The sequence below is a fragment of the Paenibacillus antibioticophila genome (assembly GCF_000455265.1).
In the GTDB taxonomy this organism is placed as follows: Bacteria; Bacillota; Bacilli; order Paenibacillales; family Paenibacillaceae; genus Fontibacillus; species Fontibacillus antibioticophila.
The window spans coordinates 1,605,052-1,624,790 of the sequence record NZ_HG005139.1; the positions used below are offsets into that span (position 1 = coordinate 1,605,052).

Annotated in this window: 19 protein-coding genes and 1 pseudogene; 16 read left to right on the plus strand and 4 right to left on the minus strand. The window is 50.3% G+C overall.

The features are described from left to right. The 3 genes from TX85_RS27420 to pduL all read left to right on the plus strand — a co-directional run. Window positions 1-1,147 (plus strand): 2-oxoacid:acceptor oxidoreductase subunit alpha (locus TX85_RS27420; protein ID WP_044478436.1); only part of this gene is annotated, 1,147 nt, incomplete at its 5' end. Further along, complete coding sequence (locus TX85_RS07280) at window positions 1,134-2,000, plus strand: 2-oxoacid:ferredoxin oxidoreductase subunit beta (protein ID WP_044478437.1); 867 nt, start codon at window positions 1,134-1,136, stop codon at window positions 1,998-2,000. The genes TX85_RS27420 and TX85_RS07280, both read left to right, overlap by 14 nt. A gap of 119 nt (window positions 2,001-2,119) precedes the next feature. Beyond that, the gene (gene pduL / locus TX85_RS07285; RefSeq protein WP_044478438.1) at window positions 2,120-2,692 is read left to right on the plus strand and encodes a phosphate propanoyltransferase; all 573 of its coding nucleotides are present in this window, start codon (window positions 2,120-2,122) and stop codon (window positions 2,690-2,692) included. 68 nt (window positions 2,693-2,760) lie between these two features. Here the strand turns inward: pduL and spoVAD are convergent, their stop codons facing one another. The 3 genes from spoVAD to TX85_RS07300 are packed head-to-tail and all read right to left on the minus strand — an operon-like array spanning window position 2,761 to window position 5,140. Continuing rightward, on the minus strand, window positions 2,761-3,777 hold the full coding sequence (spoVAD, locus tag TX85_RS07290; RefSeq protein WP_044478439.1) for a stage V sporulation protein AD: 1,017 nt from the start codon (window positions 3,775-3,777) through the stop codon (window positions 2,761-2,763). Between the two features lie 2 nt (window positions 3,778-3,779). Continuing rightward, on the minus strand, window positions 3,780-4,265 hold the full coding sequence (gene spoVAC / locus TX85_RS07295; RefSeq protein WP_044478440.1) for a stage V sporulation protein AC: 486 nt from the start codon (window positions 4,263-4,265) through the stop codon (window positions 3,780-3,782). A 14-nt stretch (window positions 4,266-4,279) separates the two neighbouring features. Further along, on the minus strand, window positions 4,280-5,140 hold the full coding sequence (locus TX85_RS07300) for a DUF421 domain-containing protein (protein ID WP_044478441.1): 861 nt from the start codon (window positions 5,138-5,140) through the stop codon (window positions 4,280-4,282). Window positions 5,141-5,341: 201 nt separating this feature from the next. Between TX85_RS07300 and TX85_RS07305 the strand changes: the two genes are divergently transcribed. The 10 genes and pseudogenes from TX85_RS07305 (at window position 5,342) to TX85_RS07350 (ending at window position 16,386) form a co-directional block, all read left to right on the plus strand. After that, complete coding sequence (locus TX85_RS07305; RefSeq protein WP_044478442.1) at window positions 5,342-5,548, plus strand: DUF1657 domain-containing protein; 207 nt, start codon at window positions 5,342-5,344, stop codon at window positions 5,546-5,548. Window positions 5,549-5,812: 264 nt separating this feature from the next. Then, window positions 5,813-7,396: a tRNA (N6-isopentenyl adenosine(37)-C2)-methylthiotransferase MiaB gene (gene miaB / locus TX85_RS07310; RefSeq protein WP_044478443.1), complete on the plus strand. Its 1,584-nt coding sequence runs from the start codon at window positions 5,813-5,815 to the stop codon at window positions 7,394-7,396. A gap of 13 nt (window positions 7,397-7,409) precedes the next feature. Further along, window positions 7,410-7,904 (plus strand): RicAFT regulatory complex protein RicA family protein, encoded by a 495-nt coding sequence (locus TX85_RS07315; protein WP_081671669.1) that lies wholly within the window; start codon window positions 7,410-7,412, stop codon window positions 7,902-7,904. A 144-nt stretch (window positions 7,905-8,048) separates the two neighbouring features. Next, window positions 8,049-8,441, plus strand: coding sequence for a PaaI family thioesterase (locus TX85_RS07320; protein WP_044478445.1), 393 nt, complete (start codon window positions 8,049-8,051; stop codon window positions 8,439-8,441). An 81-nt stretch (window positions 8,442-8,522) separates the two neighbouring features. Continuing rightward, a pseudogene (locus tag TX85_RS07325) lies at window positions 8,523-9,303 on the plus strand (NUDIX domain-containing protein). Window positions 9,304-9,336: 33 nt separating this feature from the next. Next, the gene (locus TX85_RS07330; RefSeq protein ID WP_044478446.1) at window positions 9,337-10,791 is read left to right on the plus strand and encodes a nicotinate phosphoribosyltransferase; all 1,455 of its coding nucleotides are present in this window, start codon (window positions 9,337-9,339) and stop codon (window positions 10,789-10,791) included. A 272-nt stretch (window positions 10,792-11,063) separates the two neighbouring features. Continuing rightward, window positions 11,064-12,071 (plus strand): 2-oxoacid:acceptor oxidoreductase family protein, encoded by a 1,008-nt coding sequence (locus TX85_RS07335; RefSeq protein WP_044478447.1) that lies wholly within the window; start codon window positions 11,064-11,066, stop codon window positions 12,069-12,071. A gap of 265 nt (window positions 12,072-12,336) precedes the next feature. After that, window positions 12,337-14,643 carry a thiamine pyrophosphate-dependent enzyme gene (locus tag TX85_RS07340; RefSeq protein WP_044479882.1) on the plus strand — a complete coding sequence of 769 codons (2,307 nt, stop codon included), beginning with the start codon at window positions 12,337-12,339 and terminating at the stop codon, window positions 14,641-14,643. Window positions 14,644-14,692: 49 nt separating this feature from the next. Beyond that, window positions 14,693-15,700, plus strand: coding sequence for an acrylyl-CoA reductase family protein (locus TX85_RS07345; protein WP_044478448.1), 1,008 nt, complete (start codon window positions 14,693-14,695; stop codon window positions 15,698-15,700). Window positions 15,701-15,858: 158 nt separating this feature from the next. After that, window positions 15,859-16,386, plus strand: a complete 528-nt coding sequence (locus TX85_RS07350) for a hypothetical protein (RefSeq protein ID WP_044478449.1) — start codon at window positions 15,859-15,861, stop codon at window positions 16,384-16,386. 90 nt (window positions 16,387-16,476) lie between these two features. Here TX85_RS07350 and TX85_RS07355 read toward each other — a convergent pair whose 3' ends face one another. After that, entirely contained in the window at window positions 16,477-16,992 is a 516-nt protein-coding gene (locus TX85_RS07355; protein ID WP_044479883.1) for a MogA/MoaB family molybdenum cofactor biosynthesis protein, read from the minus strand. A gap of 192 nt (window positions 16,993-17,184) precedes the next feature. On the opposite strand from TX85_RS07355, the gene TX85_RS07360 reads away from it, so the two are divergent. The 3 genes from TX85_RS07360 to TX85_RS07370 all read left to right on the plus strand — a co-directional run bounded on the left by TX85_RS07360 (window position 17,185) and on the right by TX85_RS07370 (window position 19,665). Then, window positions 17,185-18,252: a CobW family GTP-binding protein gene (locus TX85_RS07360; RefSeq protein WP_044478450.1), complete on the plus strand. Its 1,068-nt coding sequence runs from the start codon at window positions 17,185-17,187 to the stop codon at window positions 18,250-18,252. A gap of 111 nt (window positions 18,253-18,363) precedes the next feature. Beyond that, on the plus strand, window positions 18,364-18,699 hold the full coding sequence (locus TX85_RS07365) for a four-helix bundle copper-binding protein (protein ID WP_044478451.1): 336 nt from the start codon (window positions 18,364-18,366) through the stop codon (window positions 18,697-18,699). A gap of 69 nt (window positions 18,700-18,768) precedes the next feature. Continuing rightward, window positions 18,769-19,665: an S-layer homology domain-containing protein gene (locus TX85_RS07370; RefSeq protein WP_044478452.1), complete on the plus strand. Its 897-nt coding sequence runs from the start codon at window positions 18,769-18,771 to the stop codon at window positions 19,663-19,665. Window positions 19,666-19,739 lie beyond the last annotated feature (74 nt).

Genomic DNA, 19,739 nt, shown 5'->3' on the forward strand with positions numbered 1-19,739 from the left:
CGCCGTTGCAGCGGGATGCCGGATTATGAGCGCATACCCGATTACTCCGGCTTCGGAGATTATGGAATACTTGATCAAGAAGCTGCCGAAGTTCGGCGGCACTGTCATCCAGACGGAGGATGAGATTGCGGCGGTAACCATGGCCATCGGCTCCTCTTACGCCGGGGTGCGCAGTATGACAGCCTCGGCTGGACCTGGCCTCTCCCTGATGATGGAAGCAATCGGCCTTGCCGGGATGACCGAGATTCCGGTCGTCATTGTGGATACACAGCGCGGCGGTCCGAGTACAGGGCTTCCTACGAAGCAGGAGCAGAGCGACATCCATGCGCTGATCTACGGAACACATGGTGAAATTCCGAAGATTGTACTCGCTCCAAGCTCGATTGAAGAGTGCTTCTATGATACAGTGCAGGCCTTCAACCTAGCGGAAAAATATCAGGTTCCGGTCATTCTTGCAACCGATCTGCAATTGTCTCTGGGCAAGCAATCCTGCGAAATGCTGGATTATGAGAAAATTCAGATCGAGCGCGGTTATATCGTAAAGGACATCCCAGAGCGGGAAGATCAGAGCATGTTCAACCGTTATGCCTTTACCGAGAGCGGCATTTCACCACGGGTGCTGCCTGGGGACAAGAATGGCATCCATCACGTGACCGGGGTCGAGCATGATGAATCAGGCCGTCCATCGGAAAGTCCTGTGAACCGCAAGAAGATGATGGATAAGCGGCTCCGCAAGCTTGCGAAGCTGGAGGTTGAAAATCCGATCCATCTGCATGCTCCGCATGCGGAGCCGGATTTGCTGATCGTGGGCATGGGCTCTACCGGCGGGACAATCGACCAGGCTCGTCTGCGGTTGAACTGGGAAGGAATTACCTCCAACCATATGACCGTTCGTCTGCTTCATCCGTTTCCGGCTGAAGAGGTTCGCGAACAGATGGCCAAGGCCAAGAAAATCGTTGTACTGGAAAATAATGCGACAGGTCAACTGGCGAATCTGATCAAGTTGAATGTTGGATACCACGATAAAATTGTTAACATTCTGAAATACGACGGCAACCCGTTCCTGCCAGCGGAGATTTTCGAACGCTGCCAAGAAGCGGCTGGGATCAAAGCACAGGAGGAGTTGGTGAAGAATGGCAACATTTAAGGACTTTCGTAATAACATCAAGCCTAACTGGTGCCCTGGATGCGGGGATTTCTCGATTCAGGCGGCAATCCAGCGAGCGGCGGCGAATGTCGGTCTGGAGCCGGAAAGTCTTGCCGTCATCTCCGGTATAGGCTGCTCAGGACGGATTTCAGGTTACATTAACGCATATGGTTTGCATGGCATCCATGGTCGCGCACTTCCGATTGCTCAAGGCGTGAAGCTGGCTAACCGCGACTTGACTGTAATTGCCTCCGGCGGGGACGGAGACGGCTTCGCCATCGGGATGGGCCACACCGTCCATGCGATTCGCCGGAATATTAATATCACTTATATTGTTATGGATAACCAGATTTACGGCCTGACGAAGGGGCAGACCTCGCCGCGCAGCGGTGAAGGCTTTAAGACCAAGAGCACACCGGAGGGAGCAGTGGAGACAACACTGTCCCCGCTGGAGATTGCGATTGCGTCAGGGGCGACCTTCGTAGCCCAGTCCTTCTCAAGCGATATTAAGCAGTTAACGTCCTTGATCGAACAGGGCATTCAGCATGAGGGCTTCTCGCTGATCAACGTATTTAGCCCTTGCGTTACTTTTAATAAGGTTAATACCTATGATTGGTTCAAGGAGCATATTATTAATCTGGATACGGTTCCGGATTATGATCCGGCCAACCGCGCGATGGCGATGGGTAAGCTGATGGAGACCGGAAGCATGATTACCGGCCTGATCTACCAGAACCGGGAGAAGAAGAGCTACGAGAATCTTATTCACGGATTCAAGGCAGAACCGCTGGCACATCAGCCGCTTGATCTGAAGAAGAATGAGTTTGACAATCTTGTTGCGGAATTTGTATAAACCCTGAAAAGATGTCTGTATTTGCAGACATCTTTTTCATTTTAGATAAAATAGGTGTATAATGAGTAACGATGTGAATCGTCATCGATACAGAGAATATACGAGGAGTGTTATCACAAATGAGCAAAATTGTACAAGTCGGCGTATCAGCGCGTCATATTCACTTGACGCAAGAACACATTGAGGCTCTGTTCGGTCAAGGCTATCAGTTGACCGAGTTCAAACCATTGTCCCAACCGGGCCAATTCGCGGCTAATGAGACGGTAGCGGTAATCGGTCCTAAGGGTCAATTCGACAAGGTTCGTATTTTGGGGCCAGCACGTTCGGCTTCCCAATTGGAGATTTCCCGTACGGATTCCTTTGCAATCGGCGTGAAGGCTCCGGTTCGTGAATCAGGCAATATCGACGGAACACCAGGTGTTAAGATCAAAGGTCCTGCTGGTGAAGTAGAACTTCAAGAAGGCGTCATTGTTGCGGCTCGCCATATTCACTTTCATACCTCGAACGCTGAGAAATGGGGCATCAAGGACAAGCAATTGCTGAAGGTTCGCTTGAGCGGCGAACGCGGACTGATCTTGGAAAATGTCATCGCTCGCGTATCCGACAATTTCGCACTTGATATGCACATTGATACCGATGAAGCGAATGCGGCCGGCGCTAACAATGGCGACACGGCAGAGATCGTAGACTAAACCGATACACGGAATATCAAGAGGCACAGAAGCTTGAAAGCTCCTGTGCCTCTTTGTCATGGTTCGGACTATCCGCCCCGCTCGATGGCGACTGCATGTGCGATACAAGGAATACTCTCGCCTTGCTGGAAGGATAAGGGGGAGAGCAGAGCGCCAGTAGCAACAACCAGAATCCGGTTCAATTCGCCGGATCGGAGCTTTCTGAGCAGATGTCCATAAGTGACGACAGCGGAGCATGCGCATCCGCTGGCGCCCGCCTGAACATTTTGTTTCTCATAGTCATAGATCATCATGCCGCAATCCTTGTAGGTCGTCTGCTTGATGGGGATGCCATGCCGCTCGAGCAGCTCATTGGCAATCTCATAACCAACCTTGGACAAGTCTCCGGTGACGATCAGGTCATAATAGGAAGGCTCGATTTGCAGATCGCGGAAATGTGCCTGAATCGTATCGACGGCTGCCGGAGCCATGGCCGCCCCCATGTTGAACGGGTCGCTAATCCCCATGTCAATCACCCGCCCAATGGTAGCCGACGTTAATACGGGGGACCCGGCGGGGCCCTCGAGAGAAACGACGGCAGAGCCTGAGCCTGTAACCGTAAATTGAGCGGTAGGGGGCTTCTGCGAGCCATATTCGGTGGGGTAGCGGAACTGCTTCTCGACACTGGCGTTATGGCTGCAGGTGCCTGCCAGCGCGTAGTTGGCGCCTCCGGAATTGACGATGTAAGCGGCCAGCGCCAAGCTCTCCATCGAGGTGGAGCAGGCTCCGAATACGCCGATGTAAGGGATGGCGAGTGTTCTGGCGGCAAAGCTGCTGCTAATAATCTGGTTCATTAGGTCTCCGCCGAAGAAAAACTGGATCTGCTCCTTGGTCAGTCCCGCGTGCTGAATCGCCAGGGAGGCGGATTCCTCCAGCAGCTTCTTCTCGGCTTTCTCCCAGCTGTCCTGGCCAATGTACAAATCTCCGTGGATGACATCGAAGTCATCACTTAGAGGGCCCTGTCCTTCAAAGGGTCCCACAACGGTAGCCGTGCTAATAATTTTGGGGCGTCCGGCAAAGTGCCAGCTTTGATGTCCCTTTAACATCGTTAATGACCTCCTGCATAACCGGGAACGAAAATCGCATAAATGATCCCGATAATAAATGCGGCAACCGTACCAAAGACGATGACCGAGCCGGCAAGCTGAAACATACCTGCAGCTACGCCGAGGACGAACCCTTCCGGGCGGTGTTCAATGGCGCTTGAGGCCATCGAATTGGCAAAACCGGTTATAGGTACGGCGGTTCCCGCACCGGCCCATTGGGCAATCTTGTCATAGACGCCAAAGCTCGTCAGCAGGACGGACGCAATGACCAGCACGGCGGCCATCGGACCTGCCGCATCTTTATCGCTGAACCCGCCAAAATGAACAAACGCCTGCCGGATGCATTCTCCAAGCAGACAAATGATTCCGCCGCTAAAGAATGCCTTCAGGCAGTTGGCCGCTACCGGCCGTTTCGGTTCGATGTCCGCAGCCAGTCTTTGATACTGCTGCTGTGTGGGCGTCAACTTCTTGTTCTTCTTTTTTGCCATTGTCATTTTCTCCTTTATTGCGTGAGCAGCGGTTTCATCTGGTTGATCACGCCAAGCAGCTTCGCCGAGCATTCGCCGTACATTTGCTTGGCTTCGGCCTCATCGGTGGATAGCGCGAACAGCTCCAGATCGGCTTCGCATTTTTTCAGCTGGGCGTAGAGGGTAGCTCTCTCCTGGGGCTGGGGAACCTGAATCATGTCATCGTACAGATCGACATACAATTGGCCGAAGCTGTCCACTTGCGCAATATTGACATTGTCAAGTGATACCCCGAGCTTCTCCAGCTCGGTATGCAGCCACTGGCGTGAATATCCGCTTGTTGCCAGAGGCTCGTCCATGATATTTCCATCAATAATGACAGTCTGTGTTTCTTGCTCGGGCGCGACCTTAATCCCCAGGCTGGAGGGGGTGATCGGCTGATATTCTTTCTTGAGCAGCGCATTGATCTCCCCGTCGGGCTCGATCACGGCGAACTCTACCTGTGCAGCTTGGAAAATACTTTTTTTCCGCAGTTGTTCCAGAAGTTCGTCGTTGGTCAGCTTCTCCTTCTTCAAATTTTCTTCGAGAATTTTGCCGCCTTTGATCAGCACGGTTGATTTGCTGTCGATCCAGTTCCTGGCCTTCACGCTTTTGATCTGTAAATACTCGATCCCCAAAGAGACCAGAAACCAGACGCCCATCGAGATTAAGCCGAGCGACCAATGGTTATCAACATCGACGGACAAGTAGGCGGTGATACTGCCGATGGTAATCCCGGTCACGTATTCGAAGAAGGACAACTGGGATATTTGCCTCTTACCGAGCAGTCTTGTAAAGACGAACAGCGCTAGGGCGGAAGCCAGTGTTCGAACTACTACTTCTAGCCATAAAGGCATAACAAAAGCCCCTTTCATCACCACGTCGCAAAATGATTTTTTGTTTTTCTGATTAGTCCAATTATGTGTAGTGGGGGATGCTTTTATCTATTTTTTAAAAGTAAAATTATGTAATGAATAACATTATTATGCTGTGGGAACATTATGTCTCGGTAAGCGGTGAAAAAAGGACCAACAGTTCATAAAGGTGGTGAAGCGAAAATGACAGTTGCATCTCAAGTCAAAACAACACTTGCCTCGTTGAAGAGCGCTCAAGCCAGCTTGGAGCAGTTTGCACTTGGTACGCAGAACCAGGAGGCCAAAACACTGTTCACCAATGCGGCGGAACAAACCCAACAGATTGTTACGCAAGTTGAGAGCCGTGTTCAGCAGTTGGAAAATGAAGAGCCGCAATATAAAGGCTTCTAATATCTGCGGATAAAAGCATATTCAGAGTTTGGAGTAAGGCACTAAGAAGGCCCGTAATAACAACGGGTCTTTTTGCTGCGTACTTCATAAGACTATATATGGAAGAGCATGCGGTTGTAAGGATACTCAGAAAGTCGTCTTTGACCGGGGCTGAAAAGCGACTTTTTGAACTCGCATTTATATGATATAATTTTTAATTGATATGTCTAATTATTGGATATCCAGATCGCTAGGGATTTTATGAAATAAAAGGGTGTGAACAGCATGACGAAGGGGAGCCAGACTCCAGCAGACTTAAAATCTGCCAAGGACAAGGATTACTCCAAGTATTTTGACTTTACGGATGCTAGGATTATTTCTGAAGATGAACATGGGAAGAAGATTCGGATTCGCGGAAGAGATATCCAGATTTTATCGGAGCCGAATCACCGGAAGGAAAAGCAGCGCGGCAAGGAGGATGTGCAGGTGCATTACGATCATGCGGTGCCTGAAGAAATGCGGGGCATCGGGATCGGCAAGCACTATATCGTCTATACCTTTGGCTGCCAAATGAACGAGCATGACTCCGAGACGATCAAGGGAATGCTGGAGCAGATGGGCTACCGGGCGACCGAGGATCGGAAGGAAGCGGATATTATTCTTTTGAATACCTGCGCGATTCGCGAAAATGCGGAGGACAAAGTATTCGGAGAGCTTGGACATTTGAAGCATTTAAAGACCGAGAAGCCGGGACTCCTGCTGGGTGTTTGCGGCTGCATGTCGCAGGAGGAAGGCGTGGTCAACCGGATTCTGCAAAGACATGGCTTTGTGGATATGATCTTCGGAACCCACAATATTCATCGTCTGCCTCACCTGATTCAGGAGGCGCTGTTCAGCAAGGAAATGGTTGTCGAGGTCTGGTCCAAGGAAGGCGACATTATCGAGAACCTGCCGAAGAAGCGCGAGGGGATGCGGGCCTGGGTCAATATTATGTACGGCTGCGATAAGTTCTGTACGTACTGTATCGTGCCGTTTACGCGGGGCAAGGAAAGAAGCCGCAGACCGGATGACGTGCTTGCCGAGGTTCGGGAGCTTGCCCGTCAGGGGTTCAAGGAGATCACCTTGCTGGGACAGAACGTGAACGCCTATGGCAAGGATTTTACCGATATCAGCTATACCTTCGCCGATCTGATGGACGATATCCGGAAAATTGATATTCCGCGCGTCAGATTTATGACCTCCCATCCCCGGGATTTTGATGACCGGCTTGTGGAGGTATTGGGGAAGGGCGGCAATCTGGTTGAACATATTCATTTGCCGGTCCAATCGGGCAGCAGTGAAGTGTTGAAGAAGATGAGCCGGAAGTATTCCAGAGAAGTATTCCTGGAGCTTGTCCGGAAGATCAAAAAGGCGGTTCCGAATGTCGTATTGACTACGGATATTATCGTAGGATTCCCAGGCGAAACGGACGAGCAATTTGAAGAGACGCTTTCGCTAGTTCGGGAGGTTGGATTTGATTCCGCATACACCTTCATTTATTCTCCGCGCGAAGGTACGCCGGCAGCTGCCATGGTCGACAATGTACCGATGGAAGTCAAGAAGGTCCGGCTGCAGAAGCTTAACGAAGTGATCAATGAGTATTCCCGTCAAAGCAATGATCTGATGCTGGATCAAGTAGTTGAGGTGCTGGTTGAAGGCGAGAGCAAGAACAATTCAAGCGTCTTGTCCGGACGGACCCGCAGCAACAAGCTGGTTCATTTCGAAGGCGGTACGGAGTTGATCGGACAATTTGTCCAGGTTAAAATTACGGATCCGATGACATGGTACATCAAGGGAAGTCTGATTCCCGAAGCTGTAACTTCGGCCTAGTGCCGGGTCCTTCATGCAGGTAAGATCAAATGAGGAGGGAATTCCTTTGGGAGAGCAACATCAGCATCAGGAGTTTACGGATTGCGGTATTCCAACGTATGATTCGCGCAACCTGGTCATTCGTGATGATATTATGGTCAAGGCAAAAGAATTGGCAGGCCTGATAGGTACAAGCGAGGAGGTTCGCCAGTTCCAGAAGGCTGAGCAAATGATCCAGCAGCATGAGCGGATTCAGCAGCTGATCTCCACGATCAAGAAGAAGCAGAAAGAGGTTGTTGCTTTCGAGAGCTTCCAAAACAAAGCGATGGTGGATAAAATCGAGCAGGAGATTGCCGAGCTTCAGGATGAGCTGGACGGCATTCCGCTGGTTACTGAATTCCAGCAGAGTCAGAGCGATATTAATTACTTGCTGCAGCTCGTTATTACTGTGATCCGGGATACCGTCTCGGAGAAGGTAAACGTGGAAGCAGGGAGCGAGCCGGCAACGACTTCCGGCTATGGAGAATGAGATTCAAGTCGGTGCGGAAGGTTTCTTCCGCACCTTTTTGATGAATTTCAATTCAAATCAAATATAACCTCTAATATTACATAAAAGACTACAGACACAATAGTTACGAAAAGGGCCTGTAGCGGACAGGAGGCAGGTCTTTGCATGGAATGGAAAGAGATTATGGGTAAGGAGGAGCACTCCTTCTGGGGGCTTCTTGGCATGGAACTGATTTCGGTAAACAAGCAGATGGTGGAGATCGGGCTGAATGCTGACGAACGCCATTTGAACTCGATGGGCATCGTTCACGGAGGCGTTCTGTCGGCAATGATGGATCAGTCGATGGGGACGTTGGTAGCGGCCGTTAAGGGAAGGCTGGGCGTCACGACGCATTTGAATGTCCAGTTTCTGTCGCCGATGCATAAAGGTATACTGAAGGTATCTGCATTTCCATTGCACGAAACTTATCGTACAATGACCCTTAGGGCGGAGGTGCGGGATGCCGAAGGGATATTGGGCTGCATCTCAACGGCAACGTTCCGTGTGCCGAAGGCCTGAGATTTTCCAACAGTTTATGAAGGAAGCGACTGCGAGGAACGATCTGCGCGGCGTTTACAACTCACAGATGTGGTGATAAGGATGAGTAGTGGAGAGCGGCAAGAGGAGCCGATGAATGAAGTGAAAAAGTACCGGACACCGGATGGAATTCCGGCAGATATAGTGATGTTCACATTGACCCGGCAGGAGCGAAAGGCGGTCACCAAGTCGCTGCCCCGCTTTGACCTTAAGGTCATGCTTATCCGCCGCAGAAGCTGGCCGTTCGCCGGCGCTTGGGCATTGCCGGGGGGGCTTTTCCCAGGAGAACGAGTCATTATATGAGACGGCCAGACGTGAGCTGAAGGAGGAAACCGGGGTTGATGGCCATCATCTCGAATATTTGGGAGTCTACAGCAAGCCTGGGCGTGATCCGCGCGGTTGGATTATCTCTCATGCCTTTTTCGCTCTGGTCGAGGAATGGGTGCTTGAGAAGCGGCAGTCAGCGGATGATGCTCAGGAGGTAGGACTGTTCACGATGCAGGAGGCATTGGAAGAGCTGGATCTAGCGTTTGACCATCGCGAAATTCTGGAGGATGCCTACCGCCGGATTCAGGCGCAAATGCTTCAGACAACGATTGCCAAACAGTTTCTTCCTCCGCAGTTTACGCTTGGCGAGCTTTATCAAGTGATTCAGACGGTAGTACCTGATTTTGCAGAACTGAATTTCATTCGAAAAATCACCTCTACCCGCAGCCGCCAGGGCATTCTGGAGGAAGTGCTTGATGAAACGGGAAAGCCGATGCTTTCCAATCAGTACTCCCAGCGGCCTGCGCAATTGTACAGATTCACTGACTTCACGCCGCAGTTATCTATTTATACTTAAACAGCACATGTTCAGTCAAGGAGGAGAAGAACCATGCGCAGCGAAAGCCTGGCGCTTCATACAGACAAATACCAGATTAATATGATGTATGCCCATTGGGTCCATGGTACCCATCTTCGCAAGGCGGTATTTGAGGCGTACTTTCGGAAGCTTCCGTTCGGGAACGGCTATGCTGTGTTTGCCGGATTGGAGCGGATTGCTAAATACGTGGAGCATCTGCGTTTTACGGAAGAAGATTTGAGCTACCTAATGGAGCAGGAAGAGAATTACGATCCTGCATTTATCGAGCTGCTAAGAAACTTCCGGTTTCGCGGAACGATCCTCTCCATGCAGGAAGGCGATCTTTGCTTTCCTAACGAGCCGTTGATCCGGGTGGAAGGGACGATTCTGGAGACGCAGCTCATCGAGACTGCACTGCTTAATTTTATGAATTATCAGACATTGATTGCTACTAAGGCGTCGAGAATCAAGCTGGTTGCAGATAAGGATGTTCTTCTGGAATTCGGAACGCGCAGAGCCCAGGAAGCGGATGCTGCGGTCTGGGGCTCTCGAGCCGCCTATATAGCCGGGTTCGATGCCACTTCGAATCTTTTGGCCGGCAAAATGTTTGACATTCCTACCAAAGGAACCCACGCCCATTCCTGGGTGCAAACCTTCGGCTCGGAGCAGGAGGCATTCGAGGTGTTCGCCAAAGCCTTGCCTGATCAAGTCTCCTTGCTAGTCGATACGTATGATACGTTAAGCAGCGGAATTCCTCACGCGATCAGAACCGCGGAGCTGCTGGAGAAGATGGGCAAGCGACTCGGCAGCATCCGGATTGATAGCGGTGATTTGGCTTACCAGTCCATTCAAGCCCGGCAGCTGCTTGATGAGGCGGGGTTGTCCTATGTGAAGATCGTTGCATCCAATGATCTGGATGAAAATACAGTCTTTAACCTCAAGGCCCAGGGAGCGAAGATTGATACTTGGGGAATCGGCACACAACTGATCACCGCTGCGGATCAGCCGGCGCTTGGCGGTGTTTACAAGCTGGTGGAACGCGAGCTTGACGGGGAGATGGCGCCGACGATCAAGATTTCAGGCAACCCCGAGAAGGTGACCTCACCGGGCAAGAAGGATGTCCTGCGGATTGTGAGTAAGGAGAGCGGCAAGGCCATTGCAGATTATATTTGCCTTCCGCATGAGCAATTGGCCCGTGAGGGGGAGAAGCTGCGTCTGTTTGATCCGGTGCACCCTTACATGAAGAAGACGGTCAGCAACTATGAGGCTGTCTCGATGCTGCGCCCGATTTTTATAGACGGAGAACGGGTCTATTCATTACCTGGCCTTCAGGAAATTCGGCAGCATCATCGGGAGCAGCTTAGCATGTTCTGGCCTGAGTACCTGCGGAAGCTGAATCCGGAGATCTATCGGGTTAATCTGAGTCAGGAAGCCTGGGAACTGAAACAGCGAATGATTGAAGAATATATGAGCCAGCTGGAGGAATAATCCGGCTGGTTTTTTTATTTCTTGGGAAAGCGCAGGATTCGAGATTTTAGTCTGTTTCATGCGGTGAATTCGACATTCTGTGATTTTTATGACACCTGCGTAATCACGGATGATTTGAGATTGTCCATATGACATTTGTTACATTCGTCACACTATGATTGTGATAAATTAAAACATTAATCAAGGATTATTTTTGTGTGACTAATTTAACTATGTTAATTATGTAACTGTATTTCATTCGCAGCAGCGAAGAAGGGGGAGTCGTCGGACTAATGGTACAATTGCCGAAGCTCAATCAACTTGGTTTTTTTGAAATTCGTTTGGAATCGATCGGAGGCCTTGGCGCCAACCTGGCCGGCAAGATGCTTGCCGAAGCGGGGGTGGAAGGAGCAGGTCTTGGAGGCGTCAGCTTCTCTTCCTACGGATCGGAGAAGAAGGGTTCGCCGGTTAAGGCGCATATCCGGTTCTGCGATCTGAATACCCCGATCCGCGATACGTCGCCGGTAGAACGCCCGCATATGGTAGCTATTTTTCAGGAGGCGCTTTCAAAGACGTTGAATGTGATCAGCGGGATATACGAGGACAGCACCGTACTGGTCAATTCCAAGAAGACGCCGGAGCAATTGAAGGAAAAGCTGAAGCTGGTTGGAGGAACGATTGCGGTCATTGATGCAACCGGAATTGCATTGGAAGAGAATAACAAGGTAAATATGGCGATGCTGGGTGCGATGTTCCGCCTTTGCCCGTTCCTGGATCCCGAGACGATGAAGACGGTTATTCGCAAGTCGCTGGAGAAGAAATATCCCGGAGCTGTCGCCCCGGCCTTGGCGACCTTTGAACGCGGGTATCAGGAGGTTGAAATTCGAACCTTTAAGCTGCCGGAAGGAATCCAGATGCCGGAATTTGTTCGATCGGACACGCCGGTGCTCGGATATGAAACCCAGCCGATCGGCGGTTTGGTCATTAATCCGGGCAATAGCATGCTGAAGGATCTGAGTATCTCCCGCTCAGGGATGCTTCCTCATTTCAAATCTGAGTCCTGTATTCACTGTGCCCAGTGCGATAACGTCTGCCCGGATAATTGCTTTGTCTGGGAGGAGCTGCCTGACAAGAAGGGGCGTCCTCAAATGTTCTTGATGGGCATTGATTATCAATACTGCAAGGGCTGTTTGAAGTGTATCCATGCTTGTCCGACGGACGCGCTGTCCGGAGAACGGGAAGAAGACGGATACGGCGAACAGTACCGGGTGCCGCATTTGTTTGATCTGGTGAATCAATAGAGGTTGTTCAAAAAGTCATCTTTTGATCACGAAGTAATTCATGAGGTTAATTCGACATCGAATCTTGCGCTCACCCTAGAAGTCCGAGCGGATGCTTACGAGGTATGCTTCCTTTAGAAGCATTTTGCTCATGTAGGTTTTGCCTACACTCCGTTCCTCCTTCTTCGGGTTCTCACAACCTTTCGGTGCTGAAAACCCAACTTTTTGAACACGAATCAATAGGAACATTCTAGGAAAAAAGAAAGGCGGTATACCAATCATGGCGATGAATTTGGATCAGGAGCATGAATTAACCCATGGAACAGTAGAGCAGCGGGTTGTATATGAGTCAGGCAACGAAATGGCGGCCTATGCCGCAAGTCAAATCAATTATCATATTATGGGGTATTTTCCGATCTCGCCTTCAACGGAGGTGGCGCAGTTCCTTGATCTGATGAAGGCGAATGGCCAGCATGATATCAAGCTGATTGCCTCTGACGGCGAGCATAGCTCGGCGGGGATTTGTTATGGCGCCTCCACGGCGGGCGGGCGAGTATTTAACGCCACAAGTGCTAACGGGTATATGTATATGCTGGAGCAAATGCCGGTACAGGCAGGTACCCGTTTTCCGATGGTCATGAACCTGGTCTGCCGCTCGGTCTCCGGGCCGCTGGATATCCACGGCGATCATTCGGACTTGTATTTTGCCCTGAACACGGGCTGGCCGATCCTGATGTGCCGGGATCCGCAGTCGGTCTATGACATGAATATTATTGCGCTCAAGCTGGCTGAGGATCCAGAGGTGCGCTTGCCGGTGCTTGTGGCATCGGATGGTTATTTTACCTCCCATCAAAAGCGGCGTGTGAATACTTTTGCCAACAGTGAGGATGTGCTCAAATTTGTTGGAGAACGGCCGCCGGCCGGGTTCCCGCATACGCTGGATCGTAATAATCCGATTACGGTCGGACCCTACATGAACGAACCGGATTATATCAATAACAAATACCAGCAATCCCAGGCGATGTACCGTGCGGAAGCGGTATTTGAACGGATTGCCGATGAGTATGCAGAGCTGACCGGCAGAAAGTACAGCATGCTGGATACGTATCGGATGGAGGATGCCGAGGTAGCGGTGTTCCTGATGAACTCGGCTTCCGAGATCATTAAGGACGTAGTTGATGATCTGCGCCGTCAAGGTATCAAGGCCGGTTCAATTGCACCGAATGTCATCCGTCCCTTCCCGCAACAGCAAATTGCGGATGCCCTGAAGCAGGTCAAGGCGGTTACAATCGGTGATCGGGCAGACTCCTATGGCGCTTACGGCGGCAATATGAGCAATGAAATCAAGGCTGCGCTGTTCACCCACGGCAACCATACTACTCAGGTGATTAGCCGCGTGTACGGACTGGGCGGTAAAGAGTTCTATGCCGAAGACGGCATGCATCTGTTCGAACTCGCGATTGAAGCCGCCAAACAAGGCCGGGTTGAAGTGCCGTTCGATTACTATGGACATACGCCGGGGAATCCGGATGCGGCCCCAGCCCGGGTGCTGAATCCGCTGAAATTCGAGGATCTGAAGACAGGTCTTATCACAGTGACAAAGAACGAAGAGACCGGCAAGCTTGGCGTGCGGATTCCGCCGCTGCGGGCCCTGACGAAGAAGCCGAAGCGGATTGCTCCGGGACATGGCGCTTGTCCGGGCTGTGGTATTTTCTCGGGATTGGAGCTGTTCTTTAAAGGGATTGAGGGAGACATTGTTGCCTTGTTCCATACCGGCTGTGCGATGGTAGTTACGACCGGCTATCCTTATTCCTCTCATAAAGCGACTTATATTCACAACCTGTTCCAGAATGGTGCGGCCACGCTGTCCGGTGTTGTAGAGATGTTCTGGGAACGCAAGCGGCGCGGCGAGCTGGATGAGCTTGGCTTGAAGGATGACTTTACGTTTGTCATGGTTACCGGTGACGGCGGGATGGACATCGGGATGGGGCCGGCGATTGGCGCGGCATTGCGAAATCATCGGATGATCATTGTCGAGTACGATAACGAAGGATATATGAATACCGGAGCGCAGCTCTCTTATTCGACTCCGCTCGGACACCGGACCTCGACGTCCAATATCGGTACCGTACAGAAGGGAAAGGTATTTCATCACAAGGATACACCGCAAATTATGGCGGCTACCAATATCCCTTACGTATTTACCGGCAGTGAAGCTTACCCGCAGGATTTGGTCAAGAAAGCGGCCAAGGCGCAATGGTACGCACAGAACGAAGGACTGGTCTATGGTAAAATATTGATAGCCTGTCCGCTGAACTGGATTACGAAGGATGATCAAGGTACAGAGATCGTGGATGCAGCCGTGAATTCCTGCTTCTTCCCGCTGTATGAGGTCGAGCATGGTCAGACAACCATTACTTATAATCCGGAGGATAAAGCCAAGCGGGTGCCATTGACTGATTGGCTGAAGACCATGGGCAAGACACGTCATTTGCTCAAGCCTGAGAATGAAGCTGCACTGCATGAATTTGAGCGTGAAGTGGATCGTCGTTGGCAAATCCTGCTGACCAAGCATGAGCATCCTTTGCTGTAGTCTTCGGCCGGGCATGTAAGGTAGAAGCGAAGCAAAAGGAGGATTTACCGTGGAGAAGGAGTATTTTCGCGCGTTCCGTGTTCATAAGGATGAATCGGAATTTCGCACAGGGATCGAGCAGATTGCACTAAGCGATTTGCCGGCGGGAGAGGTATTGATCGAGGTTCATTATTCAAGCGTGAATTATAAAGACGGACTGGCTTCACTTCCGGACGGGAAAATTGTTCGGCGCTATCCGTTTATTCCGGGAATCGATCTGGCGGGAAAAGTGCTCGCCTCTGACGATAAGCGGTATAACATCGGTGACTATGTAATTTGCACAGGATATGAATTGGGCGTTAATCATGAAGGCGGATATTCAGAAATTGCGCGGGTTCCTGCCGATTGGCTTGTGCCGCTTCCCCCGGGTCTGACAGCCCTTGAAGCGATGGCGATTGGTACAGCCGGATTCACAGCTGCTCTGTCCGTACAACGATTACTGGCTAATGGTCTGACTCCGGACTCGGGCCCGGTATTGGTGGCAGGGTCTACCGGAGGCGTAGGCAGCATGGCGGTATCGATACTGGCTAAGCTTGGCTTCAAGGTGACGGCCGTCACGGGCAAACCAGCACTGACTGACAAGCTGCTTGGCTTGGGAGCTTATCAAGTGCTTAGCCGTGAAGAAGCGGCTTCCGGAGCAAAGGGCGCATTAGGCAAAGAGCAATGGGCTGCCGTCGTAGATCCGGTTGGCGGAGCCTTTACTGGTGATTTGCTGAAAAGCGTCTCTTACGGCGGATCCATTGCCGTGTCGGGAATGGCTGCCGGAGGGCATTTTGATACCACCGTATTTCCATTTATCCTGCGGGGTGTAAATCTGCTGGGCATTGATTCGGTATTTTGTCCCATGCCGCAGCGTCTTGCCCTGTGGGAGCTGCTGGCCGGAGAGTGGAAGCCGGTAACAGCCCTGGAGGAGTGGACTTCCGTTTATCAGCTTGATCAGCTTCCTGAAGCCTTATCGAAGGTGATCGACAGTAAGGCGGTTGGCCGTCAGGTCATTGCTGTAAACAGCGGATTATAAAAGAGTAACTCGAGAGGCTTGATTCTGGGCGTGCGCACAGGATTCAGGCCTCTTCTTGTATTTGGCGATGATTTCCTCGGCATAAATATAAGCAGAATTACACACGCTAACCCCAATTATTGGATGGATTACCCATCGAAATAAAGGAGGAATCAGGGATGCCGAGAAGATGGACGCTCATCATTATTACCACGTTATTTGCCTTAACGGCTGCTTCGGGGTGCGGAGCTGGAGCGAAACAAATTGCTGCCAGAGAAATGGACAAGTACAGCATGAAAAGCGCCAGAGAAGGAAATCTCAGACAACGAAGCAGCGGGGTAACGCTGAACGGCCCCTTTTTGAAGACCCTTAAGGAAGAATGTCGAAAGAGGGGGATCACGCTGACACATGAGACCTATTCCGAAGGCTTTGAGGGGAATATGAGCTATAGTTATTTTATCAACGGGAGTGCCAAGGATTATGTTATCGTTCACATTTATCCAAGTGAACAGGAAAGAACCCGGCAAATTTCAGAATTGTATAGAGGGAAGGGCCAGAATAATGCACTGGAGCAAGAGGAGACAAGAGTGATTTCAGAGCGGGGAAAGACAGCGCTGGTGTATACTTCAAGCAGGACTGATAAGAGCAATTACAGCTATGAAATCAAGGCGGCATTTGAGCAGGCTCTGGACTGGATGACCCGTTAAGGCTGCAATTGATCCCACATGATTCATTCACAATCCCTCTGACCAGAGTTTGTTTATGGTCAGAGGGATTGTTTTATTAGACGATGATTGCTACTTGTTCAATTCTCTAATGACATGTCTTAATTCAGGAAGAATAATCTTTTCCATAGCCAGCTTAACGGCACCTTGAGAGCCTGGCATGGAGAAGATGGCGACATTTCCGATCGTCCCGGCAATAGCCCGGCTTAATATCGCTGCGGCGCCGATATCCTCCGTGTAGCTCAGATAACGGAAAATTTCTCCAAAGCCCGGCAGTTCTTTGTTCAGCAGACTGCGGACGGCCTCATACGTATTATCTCTCGGGGCAATGCCCGTACCGCCATTGAGCAGAATGGCTTCCACCTTGCGGCTGGATACGGCCTCTCTCAGCAGTTGGCGGATACCATCATAGTCATCCTTAATGATTCTGTAATCCACAACCTCATATTCTTGGCTGCTTAGCAGTTCCTTTGTAAGCTGCCCGCTGTAATCATTCTCCGCGACGCGGGTGTCCGATACGGTCACAACCAGGCACTTCACATGCTTGGGCGCTTCCCGCCGATGTTCATCAACCGATCTGATCATGATGTGATCCTCCAGTAAGTGGATTTTCTTATATAAGAGGTAGTTCAAAACTTAACTTTTTGAACACTCACTATAACTATCTTATCACAATGAGTTGAAAGAAATGTCAGGCGTTTGCAGGTTGCGCGAAGCTTCTCATTGGTGTAAACTCGCTTTCATGGAAAAGGATGCCGAAAAAACGGAGGTAATAATACAATGCAGGAATTATCCCATTTACAGACTACACCTGTTTACATATTATCAGGATTTTTGGGAAGCGGGAAAACAACCCTATTAGGGAGGCTGTTATCCTATTGGAAGAACCAGGGGTTAAAGCCTGCGGTGATTATGAATGAAATTGGCGAGGTTAATCTCGATGGTCTGGCGGTGGGGCCTGATGTTCCGATGGCCGAAATGCTGGATGGTTGTATTTGCTGCAGCATTCGGGCAGACCTCAGCGTGGAGCTTTATGAGCTGATCCAGAATGAACGGCCTGACCTTGTAATCATTGAAGCAACGGGAGCAGCAAATCCAATGGAGATTTTTGATGCGGTATCCGAGGCTTCCCTCTATTTGAAGCTGGATATTAAACCGATGATCACCGTTGTGGATACCGCTTATTTCTCTGAGCTGTATGCTTCCCAGAAGGGGAAGACCTATCGTCTGATGATGGAGCAAATTCGCTGCGGTTCCGTGCTGGTCATGAATAAGCTGGATCGGCTTAACGCCAAGCAGCAAAAGGAGGTCAAGGAGCTGCTGATTAAACTGAATCCGCACGCCGCGATCTTTGAAGCGGTGCGCTGCGATGTGAACCTGGAGGAGTTATTAACGAACCGGACTGTCAGCAAGTCTCCTGCTTCGGATAATCAGCAGAAGCAGCACAGCGATTGCGGACATGATCACCCTCATGGCGAGCATTGCAATCATCCGGATCATCATCACACCCATCACTCTCACAGCCATGTGACCGTCTACACGTATTACTTCAAGGCAGCGGTCAATAGCTTCCAGTTTGAGCGGTTCATGAAGGAGCTTCCAAGAGAAGTATACCGGGCCAAAGGAATTCTTCATTTTTCCGATACATCCAGCCGCTTTCTGTTTCAATATGCATATCGTGAGAGCGATTATTTGAAGATTACACCGCAGGGGCAAGTGCCTGATGTGGCTGTGTTTATTGGCGAGCATTTTGATCAAGAGCTTATCCGGGCCGCTTTGGAACAGCTGGAGCAAGAGAGCACGGTAGCGGGAGCGGAGCAAGGGGAACGAAACCTGCGTCAGATGTGATTTTATATTGATTTGTTGATTTGTACTTGCTGTTCGTTTCAGGATCAGGATAAGACGGTTATACATGAATGAGTGTTGAGAACTGAATAACGACATCGGGAGGAATCTGCCATGATTCAGGAAAAATACCGTGAATGTATTGAAGCATGCCTCGCATGCATGAATGCCTGTAATTATTGTTATGTATCCAGCCTGAAGGAATATGAGCTTGCTATGCTGCGGGAATGCATCCGACTGGATCGAGAGTGCGCGGATATTTGCGCTTTCACTGCCGAAGCCCTGTCGCGGAATACTCTTTTTGCGCTAGAAATCAGCGCATTGTGCGCTAAAGCCTGTGACGCATGTGCGGAGGAATGCGAGAAGCATAGTCATGATCATTGCCGCCAATGTGCAGAGGCCTGCCGCCGTTGTGCGGAGGCTTGCCGCCAAATGATAGGTGCAGCTTGATTCACCGTGTCAGGAAAATTTTGCAACCTTTTCGGAGGGGGCAGCGTCTTGGGGATGAGGTGATTAAAAATGAAGAAAAACAAATTAAAAATTACAGCGGCTCTTTTGATGTCAAGCTCTCTCCTTCTGGCCTCTTCAGCGTCAGCCTTCAGTGATGTGAAAGGTAAGGACAGTACGATTACTGAAGCGCTTCAGAAGAAAGGGATCGTCCAGGGCGTCGGCAAGGACAAGTTTGCCCCTCATGGTAAATTGACCGGAGCTGAAGGCGTGTACATGATCATTAAGGCACTTGGTCTTAAAGAGACAAATGACGCTTCATCCAAGAAATATCATCAGTTCAAGCAGCCATGGTACAGCGAGGTCAAGGCCATTGCCGAGGAGAATGGAATTAAGCTGCCTGAGAAGTTTAGCTGGACTTCCGAGCTTACTAAGGAGCAATTCGCCTACATCCTGGATCAAGCGGTTCATGCCACAGGCAACTATCCGCTGATCAAAATATTTATTGATGTGAAGGATGCCGACCAGGGAAATGTTCTCTATTCCGGAAGCATTCAAAGGCTTCTTGTGATGAAAATAACGGAGCTGGATGATAAAGGGAAGTTTTATCCGACCGCCTCAATGACAAGAATTGAAGCAGCACGCATGGTGTATAATGCCGCTCAATTTGTAGAGAAGCAGAAGGAATTGGAGCAGCAGCAGAACAATCGAGTCAGCTACGCTGTGACCAAGGTGAATGATCAGGTGAACAAGGTTGTATTAACTCGTTATGAGCAGCCTCATCCTGGGTATGGAATCCGGGTAGCCAAGGTAGAATTCACCAAGGACAGCAAAGCGATCATCCACTACGAGCTGCTGTCGCCGGACCCGGATATGGTGTATCCGCAGGTGATCACAGACAGCCAGACCGAAACCTATATTTCCAGCGATTACAGTATCGAAATTAAAGAAGCGAAGGAAACCCAATAAATACTATCTTATTCTAGAGTTAGGGTTCTTAAGTAGAGATGCTTGAAAAGGTTGTCTTTTCCGTTTAGATGCGG